The organism is Rhodospirillum rubrum ATCC 11170 (assembly GCF_000013085.1).
Classification (GTDB): Bacteria; Pseudomonadota; Alphaproteobacteria; order Rhodospirillales; family Rhodospirillaceae; genus Rhodospirillum; species Rhodospirillum rubrum.
Window position 1 is genome coordinate 3,523,155 of record NC_007643.1, and the last position, 17,626, is coordinate 3,540,780.

Consider the following 17,626-nt stretch of genomic DNA (forward strand, 5'->3'; position numbering starts at 1 on the left):
CCCCTGACTATGTAGCAGCTATGCCAACTCTATTGCAAAAGCACGAAGGATATCTGACCGGCCATTGTCTCGTGGCGATGCCGGGTATGGGTGATCCGCGATTCGAAGGCACGGTGATCTACCTGTGCGCCCATACGGCCGAAGGCGCCATGGGCATCGTCATCAACCGCGAACTCGAAGAAATCAGCTTCCCCGATATCGTCGGCCAATTGGGCATCCAGCCCACGCCGTTTTGCGACGATGTCCGCGTGCAATTCGGCGGCCCCGTCGAAACCGGGCGCGGCTTCGTTCTCCACACCAGCGATTACCAGAACGAGGGAACGCTCTCGGTCGACGACTCGATGGCCCTGACCGCCACCCTCGATGTGCTGCGCGCCATCGCCTCGGGCGACGGGCCGATGCGGGTGATCATGGCCTTGGGCTATGCCGGCTGGGGGGCGGGGCAATTGGATGGCGAGTTGAAGGGCAACGTCTGGCTGACCGTTCCCGCCGACCGCCAGTTGGTCTTCGAAACCGCGGTGAAGGACAAATACACCACCGCCATGGGCCGCCTGGGCATCGACCCCCGCCTGCTTTCGGAAAACGCCGGCCACGCCTGATTCTTACCCTTTCGGCATAGCGGAAAGCCGGGAAGCGCCGCTTAGGGCATAGTTGAAATCCTCCCCCCCCTCCCCCAAATCCGAACCAGCCGGGCACTTACGCTTGGCCTCGGTGTTTAACCGGATTTTTTATCCGGCTATTTGGAGCGGATCTGAATGCGCTTTCTTCCTTTGATCATGGTCGCCTTTATGCTTCTGCCCGTCGCCATCTGGGTTGCCATCGAAGTTTTCGTCTTGCCCACCCCCGGCACCGTGCTCGCCACCGCCGACCGGGTGACCCTGGGCAGCCTGGGCGCTTTCGCCGTCGTCGCCATGGGGTTGCTGTCGTGGTGGATGGGCCGGGCCATCGCCCGCACCCCCTCGCCGCGCTAAAGCGCCGAGCAGGGAATACCGGTTTTCCGCGGTGTCGCCGCTCTCCTCTGATGACACCTCTTATACGGATACGATGCGTTCCCTGAAGTCCATCCATGCCCACCGCGCCAACCTGAGCGAACGCGTTGAAAAGCCGGTTCCCGAACCGAGGATCCTCGTTTAAACTGCCCTTATAGCGTGAGTCGTAACCTCAAAAACCGCCCAAAACCCCCTTAGGTTACGACTCAGGCCAACTGTTTGAAATCGTTGATAAAATGTGAAAACCTTCTGCTTAAGAAGGGTCTTTTCGCCCCTAAAAAATACCCCACCCGCCGAGGTTACGACAAACCACCCTGTAACCCTTTGAATAATAAGGCCGTTTAGAACCGGCTCTCGCAGCCCTTGCCCCGCTATCGAGGGGACTGAAACTCGAAATCACCTTCGTCATCCTCGACCGGGATATCCCGGACACCTCGCAGCCCTTGCCCCGCTATCGAGGGGACTGAAACGACCACGATCAAGCGCCCCAAGATGTGCTCGCAGACCACCTCGCAGCCCTTGCCCCGCTATCGAGGGGACTGAAACAACGCGGGGCCGTGCAGGCCGTTCGTCTCGGCGTCCAACTCGCAGCCCTTGCCCCGCTATCGAGGGGACTGAAACTTCTATCCTTGGATTGAGTGGGGCGAGAAACCCGCCCGCTCGCAGCCCTTGCCCCGCTATCGAGGGGACTGAAACCTGTAGGAGGCATAAAACTCTTCTCGAGTCAGGGTGTCGACTCGCAGCCCTTGCCCCGCTATCGAGGGGACTGAAACCAAGTCAACGGCGAAAGCTCGCGCAAGTGTTTGACCAACTCGCAGCCCTTGCCCCGCTATCGAGGGGACTGAAACCTTCCTCGGGCTCCTCGGGGTCTTCGTCGAAGCCATCAACTCGCAGCCCTTGCCCCGCTATCGAGGGGACTGAAACATTCTTCGGGTGAGGGATCCCAGGTGCCAAGAAGCTCGACTCGCAGCCCTTGCCCCGCTATCGAGGGGACTGAAACCCCGAACCCCAGCTTAACGCGGCCGCTCTCGGCATTGTACTCGCAGCCCTTGCCCCGCTATCGAGGGGACTGAAACTTGTCATACCCGGACCGAGCCGCCACGATTTTACGGGTGGCCTCGCAGCCCATGCCCCGCCACCGAGGGGACTGAAACATCAGACCGCGTTGGTGATCAGGAAGCCGGCGCGATTGCTCGCAGCCCATGCCCCGCCATCAAGGGGACTGAAACCAGCCTGTGAGGCCGTCCGATACAGAGAGTCTCGATCAAAAGTTCTGCGTTAAAGGGGTTCCCTTTAACGCGGCGTGATCTACCGCCGGGGCAGGCTCTCGGCGAAGCGGGCGCTCAGCTTGGTGTAATGGCCACCGTGATAGCGGAAGGACCCCAGGAAATGCACCAGGGCGACCTCTCCGGGGGCTTGTCTGCCGAGGTACGAGATATAGCGCCCATAGGGCAGCATCAGCGCCTCGGGAAAATTGGCGATGACGAAGTTCGAGCAGACCTGCTCGCTTCCCCAGTCGCGCCATTTCGCCCCCAGCCTCGCCTCCATCAACGCCGAAAGCCGTTCGGCCAGGGCGCGCCCCGCCGTGTTGCGGGGAAATCCGGCGAACCCCGAGCAGCCCCGGCCATAGCGATGGTCGGCCAGCTCGGGGCAGTCCCCCATGGCGATCTGGGCGTGGGTTTGAACGTGGTCGGTGCGATTGGCCCGTGACAGGGCGGCGATCTCGGCCATCGACACCAGCCCAACGCAGTCCTCGTCGCCCGACAGGGTGAAGGCGCGATTGGCGGCGATGGCGTCGACCACCTCGGTCATCGGGCCGAGGGCCAGCAGATCGGCGTCGACCTGGATCACATAGGCCTCTTGCGACAGATCAAGGATGGTCAGCAACCGCTCCCAGGTGCCGCCGCGCGGACAGGGCCCGGTATCGACCGAGGCGATCGGCACGATCCGCAGCCCGCGCAAATGATGGGTCAGCAGCACCTGATCCTTGGCGGTCAGCGAGCCGTCATCGATCACCACATGGCGGCCGAAGCCGACCCGGGCGCAGATCGATTTGATGGCGACCAGATAGGCCGCCACATCGGCATGGCAGAGCATGCTGACGAAAATCACCCCGGCTTGGGGATCGCCGATCGGCGGGGTCAGAAAAATCCGGCCAACGGCGCGGCGGTAGCGGGCCTCGGCCAGTCGGCGCCGCAGACGGTAGGGAAGGATCGCGGGAAAAGCCATGGACGAAAACCACCAAAAGGACGGGGTATGAACGAATACCACAGCCCTTGGCGAATGGGAAACGGCCGGCCCCGCGCCGCCGGCCGCCCTCTCGAGAAGACTTACGCCGCCTGACGGGTGGTCAGATCGACGATGCCGACGATATCGGCCATGATCGCGGTGATATCGTAATCCTTGGGCGTGTAGACGCGGGCGACGCCGGCGGCCAGCAGGATCTTTTCGTCCTCGGGCGGAATGATGCCGCCGACGATCACCGGAATATCGGCCAGCCCCTCGGCCCGCATGCGGTCAAGCACATCGCTGACCAGCGGCACATGCGACCCCGACAGGATCGACAGCCCAACGACGTGAACGCTTTCCTCAAGGGCGGCATTGACGATCTGCGCCGGGGTCAGGCGGATGCCCTCATAGACCACCTCCATCCCCGAATCCCGCGCCCGCACGGCGATCTGCTCGGCGCCGTTGGAATGGCCATCCAGCCCGGGCTTGCCGACCAGGATCTTCAGCCGCCGCCCCAGCCGGGTCGACAGATCATCCACCCGAAGGCGCACCTCGGCCAGCCGGCCGCCGGCTTCGGGCTGGGCCGCCGCCCGCCCGACTCCGGTCGGCGCCCGGTATTCGCCAAACACCTCGCGCAGGGTCTGCGACCATTCGCCGGTGGTCACCCCGGCATGGGCGCAGGCGATGGTCGGCTCCATGATATTGGTGCCTTCCGCCGCCGCCCGGCGTAAACCATCCAGGGCCGCCCCCACGTCCTTGGCGTCGCGCGCCGCCTTCCAGGCCGTAAGGGCGGCGATCTGCTCGGCCTCGACGGCGGGATCGACGGTCATGATCGCCCCGTCGCCGCCGACCAGCGGGCTATCGGCGCCTTCGGTGTATTTATTGACGCCGACGACGATCTGCTCGCCGCTTTCGATGCCGCCGATGCGCCGGCTGTTGCTCTCGACCAGCTTCTGCTTCATGTAGCCGGCTTCAACCGCCGCCTCGGCCCCGCCCATGGCGGCGATGCGCGCCAATTCGTCGCGGGCGGCGGTTTTAAGCTCTTCAACCTTGGCGGCGATTTCGCGCGAGCCGTCGAAGATATCGCCGTAATCGAGCAGATCGGTCTCGAAGGCGACGATCTGCTGAAGGCGCAGCGACCATTGCTGATCCCAGGGCCGGGGCAGGCCCAGCGCCTCGTTCCAGGCGGGAAGCTGCACGGCGCGCGCCCGGGCGTTCTTTGACAAGACCACCGCCAGCATCTCAAGCAAGATGCGATAGACGTTGTTTTCGGGCTGCTGTTCGGTCAACCCCAGGGAATTGACCTGCACCCCATAGCGGAAGCGGCGGAACTTCTCGTCGGTGACGCCATAGCGCGTCAGGCAGATTTCATCCCACAGGTCGCAGAACGCCCGCATCTTGCACATCTCGGTGATGAAGCGGATGCCGGCGTTGACGAAAAAGCTGATGCGCCCGACCACCTCGGGGAAATCGGCTTCGGGTACCTGACCGCCGGCCTTCACCGTATCAAGCACGGCGATCGCCGTGGCCAGGGCGAAGGCCAGCTCCTGCTCGGGCGTCGCCCCGGCTTCCTGTAGGTGATAGGAGCAGACGTTGGTCGGATTCCATTTGGGAATCTCGCGATAGGTGAAGGCGATGACATCGCCGATCAGCCGCAGCGAGGGCTCGGGCGGGAAGATATAAGTGCCCCGGCTCAGGTATTCCTTGATCAGATCGTTCTGCACCGTGCCCTGAAGGGCGGCGCGATCGGCGCCCTGGCGCTCGGCGGTGGCGACATAAAGCGCCAGCAGCCACGGCGCCGGAGCGTTGATCGTCATCGAGGTGTTCATCTTTTCAAGGGGAATCCCCTCGAACAGGGTTTGCATGTCGCCCAGATGGCTGATCGGCACGCCGACCTTGCCGACCTCGCCGCGCGCCAGAACATGGTCGCTGTCATAGCCGGTCTGAGTCGGAAGATCGAAGGCGACGGACAGCCCGGTCTGACCCCGCGCAAGATTCGTTCGATAGAGGGCGTTCGACGCCCGGGCCGAGGAATGCCCCGAATAGGTTCGGAAAAGCCAGGGCTTATCCCGAGTTTGCAGCTTGGGCTTGGGCGTGGAGGCGGCATCACCAGACATGTCGATCTCCCTGAAGAGGCGGAGTTTCCCGGAAAATTCGGACAAAAACGGGGATTCCGCGCAACTATGTTGTTCATCACCTAGTTCATACGAAACTATTTATCATTTTGTGCATTGCAGTGAAAGAGGCTATTCGCTATCTGAGTCTTCAGGGCAAGGCCGATACGAGACAAAAGAACTCGAAAGCGGCCTAGAGGTTTCAACGCGGAGGATAGACCATGACCACGTCGGCGGAAGTCATAGAACTCAATCCCGGCACTGGCCGGAAGGATCTTTACGAACTCGGTGAAATTCCGCCGCTCGGCCACGTTCCCAAGTCTATGTACGCCTGGGTCATCCGCCGGGATCGCCATGGCGAACCCGAGAAGTCTTTCCAGGTTGAAGTCGTTGAAACGCCAACTCTTGACAGCCACGACGTCTTGGTGATGGTGATGGCGGCCGGCGTCAACTACAACGGGATCTGGGCCGGATTGGGCCAGCCGATCAGCGTTTTCGACTCGCATAAGGCCGCTTATCACATCGCCGGTTCGGATGCGGCGGGCATCGTCTGGGCCGTCGGCGCCAAGGTCAAGCGCTGGAAGGTCGGCGACGAGGTGGTCGTCCACTGCAATCAGACCGACGGCGACGACGAGGAATGCAATGGTGGCGATCCGATGTTCTCGCCGACCCAGCGCATCTGGGGCTATGAGACCCCCGATGGCTCCTTCGCCCAGTTCACCCGCGTGCAGTCCCAGCAGGTGATGGCCCGTCCGCGCCATCTGACCTGGGAGGAAAGTGCCAGCTACGTGCTGGTTCTGGCCACCGCCTATCGCATGCTGTTCGGCCACCGCCCCCATGTGCTGCGCCCGGGTCACAACGTGCTGATCTGGGGCGCCTCGGGCGGCCTGGGATCGATGGCGATCCAGCTGTGCGCCACGGCGGGCGCCAATGCCATCGGCGTCATCTCCGATGAGACCAAGCGCGATTTCGTCATGAGCCTGGGCGCCAAGGGCGTGATCAACCGCAAGGATTTCAATTGCTGGGGCCAATTGCCCACGGTCAATGGCGAGGGCTTCGACGCCTATATGAAAGAGGTGCGCAAGTTCGGCAAGGCGATCTGGGACATCACCGGCAAGGGCAACGACGTTGATTTCGTGTTCGAACATCCGGGCGAGCAGACCTTCCCGGTCTCGTGCAATGTGGTCAAGCGCGGTGGCATGGTGGTGTTTTGCGCCGGCACCACCGGCTTCAACCTGACCTTCGACGCCCGCTTTGTGTGGATGCGCCAGAAGCGCATTCAGGGCAGCCACTTCGCCAATCTGCTCCAGGCCTCGCAAGCCAACCAGTTGGTCATCGAGCGGCGGATCGATCCGTGCATGAGCGAAGTGTTTTCCTGGGACGATATTCCCAAGGCCCACACCAAGATGTGGAAGAATCAGCATAAGCCGGGGAATATGGCGGTGCTGGTCCAGGCCCATCGCCCGGGCCGCCGCACCTTGGAGGATTGCCGAGAGGAAGGGTGAAGCCGGCCAGGGGGGCGTTCCCCCCCCTGCCGATCATGATCCGCCCTCCCGCTTCCTCCCCGCCCCGCGCAAGGGCCCAGACGAGGGAATGAGTCCGATGAACGCACTGCCCAAGGCAGCGGCCAAGGCCGAGGCTTCCCAGCGAAGCCTGATTCTGCCCGACCTGCTGTATACCTGCGACCGCGCCTATAACACCGCCGCCCAGGCCTTGACCCAGATCCGCAGCAATGTGGCGGCGCTGGTCTCGGTGGAGGACAAGATCGACGGCGGTCTGCTGGAGATCCACCAACACGCCGCCCATGGGCTGGCGTGGTTCGCCACCTATGTCGAGGCGCTCGGCGCCTTGCTGGACTGGGCCCACCGGCTGGAGGCCAAGGGCGGATTGGGCGAGTTGGAAAGCCTGATCCTTCAGGGCGCCTATTCCGAATACCTCCACCAGATCTTCGGCGGCCTGCCGATGAGCCAGGGGGAATTCGCCCGCCTCGCCGATTTCGGCATCGAGGTGCGCGAGCGCGGTCTGCTGCAAACCCCCTATACCACCTTGCTGCGCGAGCATGGCTTCAGCGCCCCGGTCAAGGCGCGCATCGCCGCCCTGATCGCCGATGGCCATTTCGGCGACCCCGGCCTGGAAGACGAGACCCTGACCCTGGTGCGCGAGCAGTTCCGCCGCTTCGCCGAAGACAAGGTCGTGCCCCATTGCCACGAATGGCACCTGAGCGACACCCTGATCCCGCTCGACGTCATCGCCCAGATGGCCGAGATGGGCGTCTTCGGCCTGACGGTGGCCGAGGAGTACGGCGGCTTGGGTATGGGCAAGACGGCGATGTGCGTGGTGACCGAGGAGTTGTCGCGCGCCTATATCGGCGTCGGCTCGCTGGGCACGCGCTCGGAAATCGCCGCCGAACTGATCAGCCTGGGCGGCACCGAGGAGCAAAAACGCCAGTGGCTGCCCCGGTTGGCCAGCGGCGAGATCCTGCCCACCGCCGTTTTCACCGAACCCAATACGGGCTCGGACCTCGCCTCGCTGCGCAGCCGGGCCGAACGCGACGGCGATACCTATCGCGTCACCGGGGCCAAGACCTGGATCACCCATGCCGCGCGCTCGGACCTGATGACCTTGCTGGTGCGGACCAATCCCCAGGAGGGCGGCTATAAGGGGTTGTCGATGCTGTTGGCGGAAAAGCCGCGCGGCAGCGATGAAGATCCCTTCCCGGCCAAGGGCATGGCCGGCGGCGAGATCAAGGTTCTCGGCTATCGCGGCATGAAGGAATACGAGCTGAGCTTCGATGGCTTCGAGGTTCCCGCGGCCAATCTGCTGGGCAGCGAGGAGGGCCAGGGCTTCAAGCAGCTGATGGCGACCTTTGAAAGCGCCCGCATCCAAACGGCGGCCCGCGCCGTCGGCGTCGCCCAGAACGCCATGGAGGTCGGGCTGCGCTACGCCCAGGACCGCGTGCAGTTCGGCAAACCGCTCTACGCCTTCCCGCGCGTTCACGGCAAGCTGGCCTGGATGGCGGTGGAAACCATGGTCGCCCGCCAATTGACCTATCGGGCGGGCCGCGAAAAGGACAGCGGCCGGCGCTGCGATATCGAAGCGGGCATGGCCAAGCTGCTGGCCGCCCGCGTCGCCTGGTCGAATGCCGACAACGCCCTGCAGGTGCATGGCGGCAATGGCTATGCCGAGGAATATCCGATCAGCCGCATTCTGTGCGACGCCCGCATCCTCAACATCTTCGAGGGCGCCGCCGAGATCCAGGCCCATGTGATCGCCAGGGGGCTTTTGAGCCGCTGAGCGGGGCGATCACAGAGCATCGCGTTCCCCAACGCGACCCGCCTTGGGGCCGGGGAGATCCTCCCCGGCCTTTTTTTTGCGCGCCGGGCTTAGGCGGGTGCGGCAGGAGTCTTATTTGCTCGGCAAGACCGATGGGATTGCCGGCGGCCGACCGATTTTCAGGCTCACAGCCATGGGAGAAAACCGCGATGAGCCCCCTTGCCGACAGCATCCGTCGAGGTCTGGAAGAGTCCCTGATCTACGCCAAGGGCGAGACCGATGGCAGCGGGTACGCCGTCCACATCCCCGCCCCCATCGACGTGCGGGCGATCCGCGCCAAGCTGGGCATGACCCAAGAACAGTTCGCCGGTCGTTTTGGCTTCAGCGTCAACACCCTACGCCATTGGGAACAGGGCAAACGCCAGCCGGAAGGCCCGAGCCGCGCCTATCTTCTGGTCATTGACCGTGCGCCCGATGCCGTCCAGAACGCTTTGGGCGCCGTCTGATCCTATAGAATCGCCAATATTTTCATGGGCCTTGGGAAGGGTCGACCGCCCAGGCCCTCGCTTTGCCCCTTCCGGGATCGAACGCCCCTCGATTCTCTCCCCTGGAGTTCCTACCATAAGTAGGTTACTAAAGGTAGGAAACCGTCTTCTGGAGAGACCCGCCATGCATGCCCTTATCGTCGTTGCCCATCCCGACCAGACGTCCCTCACCCACGCCGTCGCCCAGCAGGTTGCGCAAGGGCTCACCGCCGCCGCCGCCGGACATTCCGTCGAACTCGCCGATTTGGCGGCGGAAGGCTTCGATCCCCGCTTCACCGAGGCAGACCTTGCCTTCTTCCACAAGCGGGCCGATTCCCCGGTCGACATCGCCGCCGAGCACGCCCGCCTGGACCGCGCCGACGCGCTGGTGCTGGTTTATCCCCTCTATTGGTGGTCCTTCCCCGCCCTGCTCAAGGGGTGGATCGACCGGGTGTTCACCAATGGATGGGCCTATGAGGAGGAGGAGGGTGGCAAGGTCATAAAGAAGCTGCGGCGCCTGGAGGTGCATTTGATCGCCATCGGTGGCGCCGATCAGCGGACAATCGCCCGGCATGGCTATGTTGACGCGATGAAAACTCAGATCGACCACGGTATATTCGGCTATTGCGGCCCGCGCGTCGTAACATCGGACTTGATGCTTGCCTCTGATCCCGGTTTCCCCCGCGCCCATCTGGACGCCGCGGAGGTCATCGGGAGCAGGATCTTTTCCTCCCGCTCGTGAAACAAGGCCCCATGTCCCCTTCTTCCGATACGACACCCCGCCTTCGCCTGTCCCGGGCAGACCGCACCCGGCAGCTTCTCGATGTGGCGTGGCGGCTGATCGGCGAGGAGGGGACGGACGCTTTGACCTTGGGGCGGCTGGCCGAAGCGGCGGGTGTCAGCAAGCCGGTGGTCTATGACCACTTCGGCACCCGCAACGGGCTGCTGGCCGCCCTCTATCAGGACTATGACAAACGCCAGACGGACCTGTTCGACTCGGCCCTCGCCACCAGCCGTCCGACAGCGCAAGACAAGGCCGAGGTCATCGCCTCAAGCTATGTCGACTGTGTCCTGACGCAGGGGCGGGAAATTCAGGCCGTGCTGGCCACGCTGAGCGGGTCGCCCGAATTGGCCGCGATAAAGCGGGACTATCAGAAAGCCTTCATCGACAAATGCGCGGCGACGCTTGCGCCCTTTGGCGGCGCACAGGGTCTTTCAGCGGCCGGTCTCTGGGCGATGCTGGGAGCAGCCGAGTCCCTTTCAGAAGCCGCCGCCCGGGGCGACCTCACCAAGCAACAGGCTCAAAGCGAACTGAAGCGGCTTATCCTGGCGATGGTCGACCCCGGCAGATAAGCCACCCCCGCCCACAGGCAAGGGAGACGGAGCCGATGGGTTCACAAGCGTAGCCGCCAGCGGACCGGCCGTCCATCAGGCCGCCCGGGGACGGACGACGGAGGCGATATGGGCGCCTTCTTTGGCTTGGGTGATCGCAAGGTCGTAAGCCGCCTGGAGGTTCAGCCACAGCCGGGCCGATGTGCCGAAATAGGCGGCAAGGCGCAGAGCCGTGTCGGCGGTAACCGATCGCTTGCCGGCGACGATATCGGCCATGCGGCTCTGGGGTACATCAAGGGCGCGCGCCAGCGCCGATACCGATACGCCGATCTCGGTTAGTTCATCGGCCAGAAATTCACCCGGATGCAGGGGCGGCAGCGCCACGGCCTCAATGATAATCGACGATTTCGGCGTCATAGGCATCTCCCTCGTGGAAGGTGAAGCAAATCCGCCATTGGTCGTTGATGCGGATGCTGAACTGGCCGTCGCGCCCCCCGCTTAGCGCCTCGAAGCGGTTGGACGGGAGTTTCATCAGGTCTTCGATACAGGTGGCTTCATTAAGGATGGCCACCCGTCGCTGTGCTTGGCGCTCGAAAGCCTGGAAGTCCGATACCCGCTGTCCGGTAAGGAACTTGGCCGTGCGCTTGTCGGCTGCGGTTTTTATCATCCTCCAAACGTAACCTGACATTGGCTATCTGTAAATCAGATAGGCTGACGACCTCAGAAAACTAGTCTTTCAGACCCGATAGCAGACTCTCTCCCCCATCCAATCTCACCCTTAAGACCAAGCGGCACCGACTCTGACTCACGTGCGGGGATTCCCAAACTGAGGAAAGATTAGGAGCCCCTTCTTTGGCTTGGGTGATCGCAAGGTCTTAAACCGCCTGGAGGTTCAGCCACAGCCGGGCCAATGTGCCAAAATAGGGCGTCATCGGCCTCTCCCTCGGGGAAGGTGAAGCCGATCCGCCCCGCCCGATCACGCTGCGGGCAAAGGCAAGGGGCCGGCGGATTTCAGGGTGCGCAGGGCGAAGTTGGAGCGGATCGAGGCGATCATCGGCAGGGTCTGGATATGCTCGGTCAAGAAGCGTTCATAGCGTTCCAGATCGGGCACCACCACCTCGGCGACGAAATCCGCATCCCCCGAGACCATGGCGCAGGATACCACCTCGGGCATGGCCGCCAGCGCCGCGGCCAGTCCCTCGGCATTGGCCCGGGAATGCAGCCCGACCTTCAGTTCCATATAAACCGTTAACCCCAGCCCGACCTTCAGCCGATCAAGATCGGCCCGGTAGCCCCGGATCACGCCCTCGTCCTCCAGGCGGCGAACCCGGCGCAGGCAGGGCGAGGGCGACAGGGCGACGTCTTGGGCAAGCTCGACATTGCTCAGGCGGCCGTCCCGCTGCAGGGCGGCCAGAATGCGCCTATCCGTCGCATCAAGATCACTTTTTGGCATAATCGGCTCCTTTGACCGCGATCATCGTAGCATTTCTTGCCAAAACGCCGAAGGGCGGGAGGATCTTCGCAAGGACATGCCCCGGCCTCTCCGGGCATCCTGGATCTGCAAACGCCGCTTCCGGAGACCGGTCATGTCCACCCCGCCGCCCCCGCCGCCCTCCCCTTCGTCGTCCGCCGCCACCCGGCTGATCGGCATCGGCGCCGCCCTTCTCACCGTGTTGATCTGGGCCGGCTGGATCGTCGCCACCCGCCATTCGGTCAGCACCAACCTGGGCCCGATCGACATCGGCCTGCTGCGCTACGGCGTGCCGGCCCTGCTGCTGCTTCCGGCCTGGGGACGGCTGGGCCCCCTGCCCCGGCGCCTTCCCGCCGGCCTGCTGGCCGTGATGGTGATCGGATCGGGGGCGCCCTTCCTGCTGCTCGGCGCCATGGGCATGAGCCTTGCCCCGGCCGGCCATGCCGGGGCGCTGATGCCCGGCACCATGCCGCTCTGGGCCGGGCTGATCGGCATCACCCTGATGGGCGAGCGACCGGGCCGCCTGCGCCTGGGCGGTCTTGTCCTGATCGGCCTGGGCGCCCTGGTTCTGGCCTTTCCCGTCGTCGCCGGGGGGAACGGGGGCTTGGGCGAGGGAGTGTTGCTGGGCGCGGGGGCGTTATGGGCGGCCTATACCCATGCCTTCCGCCGCAGCGGTCTCAGCGCCCCCCAGGCGGCCGGGCTGGTCGCCGTGTGGTCGCTGGCCCTGCACCTGGGGCTGGCCGCCGTCGCCGGCACCGCCCTGCTTCACCTGCCCTTGGTCGATCTCCTGACGCAAACGCTGATCCAGGGGGTACTTTCCGGTTTTATCGCCATCCTCTGTTACGGCGTGGCCGTCCGCCGCCTGGGGGCGACGCCGGCCGCCGCCTTCAGCGCCCTGGTGCCGGTTCTGGCCATCCTGGGCGGCTGGGCGTTCTTGGGCGAAGCGCCGACGCCAAGCGATCTGGCGGGGGGGACGATCACCGGTCTGGGCGTGCTGCTCGCCACCGGCATCGGCCCGCCTTTGGCCGCAAGGGCGCGGCCAAAGGCCTGAGCCGGGGGCGTCGGCGACCGTACCGCGATGCAACCCTTTCGCCGGGACGGGTGTTGCCCCGGGGTAGCCTGTTCGCCGCCCCGACCCAGGAAGCCCGCCCATGCCCCCCCCTTATCCCCGCTCCGGCCCGCTTTGGCCTGTTCTTGGCTTTTTCCTGCTCATCGCCGATCCGGCTTCCGCGCAGCCGGCCGCCTTCCCCTCCCTGTCCTCGGCCCCGACCTCCGAAGCCGCTCCGCCGCCGGCCCTGGCGGCCGAGGATGTGGAAACCCTGGGGCGGGTGCTTGATAATCCCCAGGCCCGCGCCGCCCTGCTTGACGCCCTGCGCCGCTCGGCCGATCCGGCGACCGCCGGGGCCGGAGACACGCCGGCCGCCGCGCCCGCCGATCCCACGGTTATCTCCGATGTCGCCAACCACCTGACCGCGACCTGGACCTCGCTGCTTTCGGGCCTGCGGGTTTTCGAGAGCGTTCCGCAGATCCGGGCGTGGCTTGGCCAACAAACGGCCAGCGGGCAAAAAGCCGCGTGGCTGACCTTCCTGTGGCAAGCCACCCTGGCGCTCGGCGCCGGTATCGCCACGGGCTGGCTGATCCATATGCTGATCGAGCGGCCGAAACGCCGGATCGATCTGGCGGCGGAAGGCTTGCCACCGGTCGGGCGCTGGCTGCTGATTCCGCTGCGGCTGCTGTTGACCATGCTGCCGGTCGCCGCCCTGGCCATCGGCGTCAATCTGGCGCTGCCGCTGATCGAGGCGACGCTGCCGGTGCGTCTGGTCGCTGGCCTCGCCATCAATACCTTTGTCGCCGCCCGCCTTGTTCATCACACGGCGGCGATCGTGCTGACCCCGCCGACTCCGGCCCTGGCCCTGGTCCGCTTCACCCCGGAAAGCGGCGCCTATCTGTATATCTGGATCCGGCGGATGACCAATCTCGCCGCGCTGGGGGTTTTTGTCGTCGGAACGCTGGAGGTTCTCGGCCTGCCGGTCGGCACCCGCGAATTGACCGCCAAGCTGTTCGGCCTAGTCATGCTGGGTCTGGCCGTCGTGCTGATCTTGCAAAGCCGCAAAACCGTCGCCTCGACGATCCGCCTGCGCATCCTCGGCCTGGGCAAGGGCAGCCGCACCGCCAAGGCCCTGGGGCGCTTGGCCGAGGTCTGGCACGTGCTGGCCCTGGTCTATGTCTGCGCGCTGTTCCTGACTTGGTTCCTTGATATCCCCGGCGGCTTCCGTTTCGCCACCCTGGCCACCGTTGAGACCCTGCTCGCCATAGCCGGAGCCGGACTGGCGATGCGGCTATCGGCAAACCTGCTTGAGCGGTTGTTCGCGATCTCGGAAGATCTCCAGAAGCGCCATCCCGGCCTCACTCTGCGGGCCAACCGCTATCTTTCCGGCCTGAAGACGGTGGTGAAAGGGATCATCACCCTGGTCGCCCTGGTTCTGGTGCTCCAGGCCTGGGGCGCCAACAGCATCGCCTGGGTCACCGGCCCGGGGGCGCGGCTGATCGGCGCCGTCAGCTCGATCGGCTTCATCCTGCTCGCCGGACTGGTCGCCTGGGAGGTGGTGATCAACGCCACCGAACGCTACCTGAGCAACATCGACGCCCATGGTCAGACCATCCAGCGCAGCCAGCGCGTGCGTACGCTGATCCCCCTCGCCCGCACGGTGATCATGATTTTCCTGGTGGTGGTGGTGACGCTGATCGTGCTGTCGGAACTGGGCATGAACATCGGGCCGCTGCTGGCCGGTGCCGGCGTGCTCGGCCTCGCCATCAGCTTCGGTGCCCAGAAGCTGGTGCAAGATGTCATCACCGGCGCCTTCTGCCTGATCGACGACGCCATTTCCGTGGGCGACGTGGTTCAGGTCGCCGGACATAGCGGCGTGGTGGAACGGCTGTCGATCCGCTCGCTGCGCCTGCGCGACGAAAGCGGCAGCGTCCATACCATTCCCTTCAGCAGCGTCGACACCGTGACCAATCTGACCAAGGATTTCAGCTTCTACGTGATGACCATCGGCGTAGCCTATCGCGAGGACACCGATGCCGTCTGCGCCCTGCTGACCAAGGTCGACGAAGCCTTGCGGGCCAAGCCCGAGTATGCCGCCGAGATCCTCGCGCCGCTGGAAATTCTGGGCGTCGACAGCTTCGGCGCCTCGTCGGTCAACATCAAGGCGCGGATCAAGACGCGGCCGATCAAACAGTGGTTCGTCGGCCGCGAATTCAACCGCATGATGAAACAGGCCTTCGATGCCGCCGGCATCGAGATCCCGTTCCCCCATACCACCGTTTATTTCGGCACCGACCGTCAGGGCGCCGCACCGCCCGTTCACCTGAGGATCGAGGGTGGCCCCGGCGGCGACCGCCAGGACGACGGGATCTCGCTCGACAAACTCAGGCCGGCCGACGCTCGACAATCCAGCGATAGGCAATGAGATTGATGGCGATGACGAAGACCCCGGAAAACACCGTGTCCGACAGGAAATGGCCGCCGACGGCGATGCGCGACAGACCAACCGCGCTGCCGAAGGCCAGGGCGGCGGTCATCGCCCACACCCGGCCGGGCGGCGGCACCAGCAGGGCCAGCGCCGTCGTCCAATAGCCAAGCGAGGCGTGACCCGAGGTGAACGAGCAGTTCGACAGACATTGGTCGGCCATCATCCAGGCCGGAGTAAAATGGGCCTGACCACCGAATTCAAGGATCTGGCTGGGCCGCGCCCGTCCCCAATTTTCCTTGAAGATCAGGTTGACCAGCAGCGCCGGGCCGAACAGCAGCGAAGCGTAAAGGAAGCCAAGGCGACGGCCATCAAGACCGCTAAAGGCCAGACCGACCAGCCGCCCGCCCAGCCAGACCAGGGTCAGATAGATCAAAGACCCATAGACAAGCCAGGGCGTCGCTTTGACCATGAAGCCCCAGAACGGACCGCGCGCCGGAAAGAAGCCGCGCCCCCCGTCATAAAACAGCCCGGAAAAGCCCAGATCGATCCCGGGAAAGGCCACGAACCCCAGCACTAGGGCGAGCAGCCAAGCCGCCGGGTGGCGGGCGGCCGCCCCAACCACCGCCGTTCCGACGCGCCCCAGCCGGTCCCTTACCCGGTCAAGCGGCGCGTTCATGGTTGCTCTCCGGCGGGCGGCAGAAAGCGCGCGCGCAGCGATATCCACCGCCCGGGAACGGCTTCGATATCAACGAAGCCGGCATCGCGCCCGCCCTCGTCATTGGAAGTATCGGCGGCGGGCGTATCGGGAGTGGGCGTATCGGGCCCGGTCGGGGCGCGGGTGATCACCAGAATGCCGTTGGGCGCCGGTCCCAAACCGATGGCATCCGCTCCGCCCAGAGCGCTGGCCAGCACCATGACGGTGGAGCGGGGATGGCTCTGGAAGCGCAGGCTGGCCAGAATGCCCGGGTCATCGAAGATCATCGGCACCCCGGGATAGCGCGCCGCCAGTTCACCGCCCCAAACCGCCACCCGGTCCATGCCGCGCAGATCGGCGAAGGGGTCAAGCCCCGCGGGCGGGCGCAGGCCGCTGTCGCGCAGCAGGCCATCCAGATTGAAGAACAGCAGGGCGCCCAGGATATGCAGCGCCACGCAAAGCCGCAGCAGGCCGCGACGCAACGGCGTCGTCAGCAGCCACGAGGCCACCAGGATGGCGCCGCCGACATAGGCCACCGCCGCCGCCTCCGCCGGCAGGGCGCCGCCCATCGCCGCGGCGAGGGTGGCCAGGGCCACCACCGGCAGGCTGAACGACAGAAAGAACCGGATGCGATAGCCGCGCCGCGCCCGCTCGTCGGCGGCGCGGCGCTCGTCACCGGGCCCGTATCCGCCGATCATCGCCCCGCCGCCGGGATGCAGCGCCACCCAGGCCAGCACGGTGGCCGGAATTGGCCCGAAAACCGCGACCTGGGCCACCAGGAAGGCGAAGCCCGCCGCCGGCGTCGGCTGGGGGGTGAGATCGGCGTGCAGAAGACCGGCCCAAAAGGCGGGGGCGGCGATCGCCAAGCCCAGACCCAAAGCCAGCCACAGGCCCCGGCGCCGCCACAGGGCATGGTATTCGGGCGACAGCAGGCCATAGAGCAGGAAGCACGGCACCAAAAGCGCCATCGCCCCGTCGGTCAACAGGCCAAGCCCGAAGGCCGTGCCCAAAACAAGCCACCAAACCAGGGAATCGCTCTTCAGGCCGCGCAGCAGCCCATGCAGGGCCACCGCCCAGAACAGCGGCAGGAACCCCGCCGTTCCGGCGATGGCCGAGGCATAGGAGACCACCGGCAGGGTGGCGAAGACCACGGCGGCCCAAAAAGCCACCCGGGCGTCATAGAGCAGCCCGGCCAGCCGCCAGACGGCGATGCTGGCAAGGCCAAGGGCGATCACCCCGGGGGCGCGCAGGGCGAAAACCGTATTGCCCAGAAGCTCGACGCTGGCCGACAGGATCAGCGAAACCAAAGGGTGGTCGCCGCCCAGGACGGCCCCCAACGGCTGACCGGCGGCCCAGAGCATCGCTTCGTCGGGATGGGGGGGGATGGTGCCGCCGGCGCTCAGCAACAGGCGGACGAGGCACAGCAGGCAGAGCACCGCCAGCCCGACCCAGCGGGAATACAACAGCGCCCGGCCGCGATCGGCCGTTCCCGTGGCGCATTGGATCCAGGGAGCGTCCATGGGC

Annotated in this window: 16 protein-coding genes and 1 CRISPR repeat array; of the genes, 9 read left to right on the forward strand and 7 right to left on the reverse strand. The window is 65.1% G+C overall.

The genetic code is table 11. The annotated features are described in order from the left end of the window. Positions 1-20: 20 nt before the first annotated feature. Together RRU_RS15800 and RRU_RS15805 are read left to right on the forward strand one after the other, a co-directional pair. The gene (locus RRU_RS15800) at positions 21-599 is read left to right on the forward strand and encodes a YqgE/AlgH family protein (protein WP_042440210.1); all 579 of its coding nucleotides are present in this window, start codon (positions 21-23) and stop codon (positions 597-599) included. A gap of 156 nt (positions 600-755) precedes the next feature. Continuing rightward, complete coding sequence (locus RRU_RS15805; RefSeq protein ID WP_011390808.1) at positions 756-971, forward strand: hypothetical protein; 216 nt, start codon at positions 756-758, stop codon at positions 969-971. A gap of 371 nt (positions 972-1,342) precedes the next feature. Next, a CRISPR array of direct repeats spans positions 1,343-2,218; the repeat unit is 37 nt; unit sequence CTCGCAGCCCTTGCCCCGCTATCGAGGGGACTGAAAC. Positions 2,219-2,297: 79 nt separating this feature from the next. Here the strand turns inward: RRU_RS15805 and RRU_RS15810 are convergent. Continuing rightward, complete coding sequence (locus tag RRU_RS15810) at positions 2,298-3,218, reverse strand: hypothetical protein (protein ID WP_011390809.1); 921 nt, start codon at positions 3,216-3,218, stop codon at positions 2,298-2,300. Between the two features lie 101 nt (positions 3,219-3,319). After that, on the reverse strand, positions 3,320-5,335 hold the full coding sequence (locus tag RRU_RS15815; RefSeq protein WP_011390810.1) for a protein meaA: 2,016 nt from the start codon (positions 5,333-5,335) through the stop codon (positions 3,320-3,322). Between the two features lie 218 nt (positions 5,336-5,553). Here RRU_RS15815 and ccrA point away from each other — a divergent pair, with 218 nt between their 5' ends. The 5 genes from ccrA (at position 5,554) to RRU_RS15840 (ending at position 10,482) form a co-directional block, all read left to right on the forward strand. Next, positions 5,554-6,837, forward strand: a complete 1,284-nt coding sequence (gene ccrA, locus RRU_RS15820; RefSeq protein ID WP_011390811.1) for a crotonyl-CoA carboxylase/reductase — start codon at positions 5,554-5,556, stop codon at positions 6,835-6,837. Between the two features lie 97 nt (positions 6,838-6,934). Then, positions 6,935-8,626 carry an acyl-CoA dehydrogenase family protein gene (locus RRU_RS15825; protein WP_011390812.1) on the forward strand — a complete coding sequence of 564 codons (1,692 nt, stop codon included), beginning with the start codon at positions 6,935-6,937 and terminating at the stop codon, positions 8,624-8,626. A 188-nt stretch (positions 8,627-8,814) separates the two neighbouring features. After that, positions 8,815-9,111, forward strand: coding sequence for a helix-turn-helix domain-containing protein (locus tag RRU_RS15830; protein WP_011390813.1), 297 nt, complete (start codon positions 8,815-8,817; stop codon positions 9,109-9,111). A 163-nt stretch (positions 9,112-9,274) separates the two neighbouring features. After that, the gene (locus tag RRU_RS15835) at positions 9,275-9,871 is read left to right on the forward strand and encodes an NAD(P)H-dependent oxidoreductase (RefSeq protein WP_011390814.1); all 597 of its coding nucleotides are present in this window, start codon (positions 9,275-9,277) and stop codon (positions 9,869-9,871) included. Positions 9,872-9,882: 11 nt separating this feature from the next. After that, entirely contained in the window at positions 9,883-10,482 is a 600-nt protein-coding gene (locus RRU_RS15840) for a TetR/AcrR family transcriptional regulator (protein ID WP_011390815.1), read from the forward strand. A gap of 75 nt (positions 10,483-10,557) precedes the next feature. Here RRU_RS15840 and RRU_RS15845 read toward each other — a convergent pair whose 3' ends face one another. The 3 genes from RRU_RS15845 to RRU_RS15855 all read right to left on the reverse strand — a co-directional run bounded on the left by RRU_RS15845 (position 10,558) and on the right by RRU_RS15855 (position 11,914). Further along, complete coding sequence (locus tag RRU_RS15845) at positions 10,558-10,878, reverse strand: HigA family addiction module antitoxin (RefSeq protein WP_014626507.1); 321 nt, start codon at positions 10,876-10,878, stop codon at positions 10,558-10,560. Continuing rightward, a complete protein-coding gene (locus tag RRU_RS15850; RefSeq protein WP_011390817.1) occupies positions 10,850-11,128 on the reverse strand; it encodes a type II toxin-antitoxin system RelE/ParE family toxin in 279 nt (92 codons plus the stop codon). The genes RRU_RS15845 and RRU_RS15850 overlap by 29 nt, the downstream gene beginning before the upstream one ends. A gap of 309 nt (positions 11,129-11,437) precedes the next feature. After that, positions 11,438-11,914 carry an Lrp/AsnC family transcriptional regulator gene (locus RRU_RS15855; protein ID WP_011390818.1) on the reverse strand — a complete coding sequence of 159 codons (477 nt, stop codon included), beginning with the start codon at positions 11,912-11,914 and terminating at the stop codon, positions 11,438-11,440. A gap of 133 nt (positions 11,915-12,047) precedes the next feature. On the opposite strand from RRU_RS15855, the gene RRU_RS15860 reads away from it, so the two are divergent. Then, positions 12,048-12,983 (forward strand): DMT family transporter, encoded by a 936-nt coding sequence (locus RRU_RS15860; RefSeq protein WP_011390819.1) that lies wholly within the window; start codon positions 12,048-12,050, stop codon positions 12,981-12,983. Positions 12,984-13,083: 100 nt separating this feature from the next. Beyond that, positions 13,084-15,405, forward strand: a complete 2,322-nt coding sequence (locus tag RRU_RS15865) for a mechanosensitive ion channel domain-containing protein (protein ID WP_011390820.1) — start codon at positions 13,084-13,086, stop codon at positions 15,403-15,405. Here the strand turns inward: RRU_RS15865 and RRU_RS15870 are convergent. Beyond that, complete coding sequence (locus RRU_RS15870) at positions 15,365-16,084, reverse strand: phosphatase PAP2 family protein (protein WP_011390821.1); 720 nt, start codon at positions 16,082-16,084, stop codon at positions 15,365-15,367. The two genes, RRU_RS15865 and RRU_RS15870, sit on opposite strands and share 41 nt — an antisense overlap. Further along, positions 16,081-17,622, reverse strand: a complete 1,542-nt coding sequence (locus RRU_RS15875) for a glycosyltransferase family 39 protein (protein ID WP_011390822.1) — start codon at positions 17,620-17,622, stop codon at positions 16,081-16,083. Before RRU_RS15875 ends, RRU_RS15870 begins: the two co-directional genes overlap by 4 nt. Positions 17,623-17,626 lie beyond the last annotated feature (4 nt).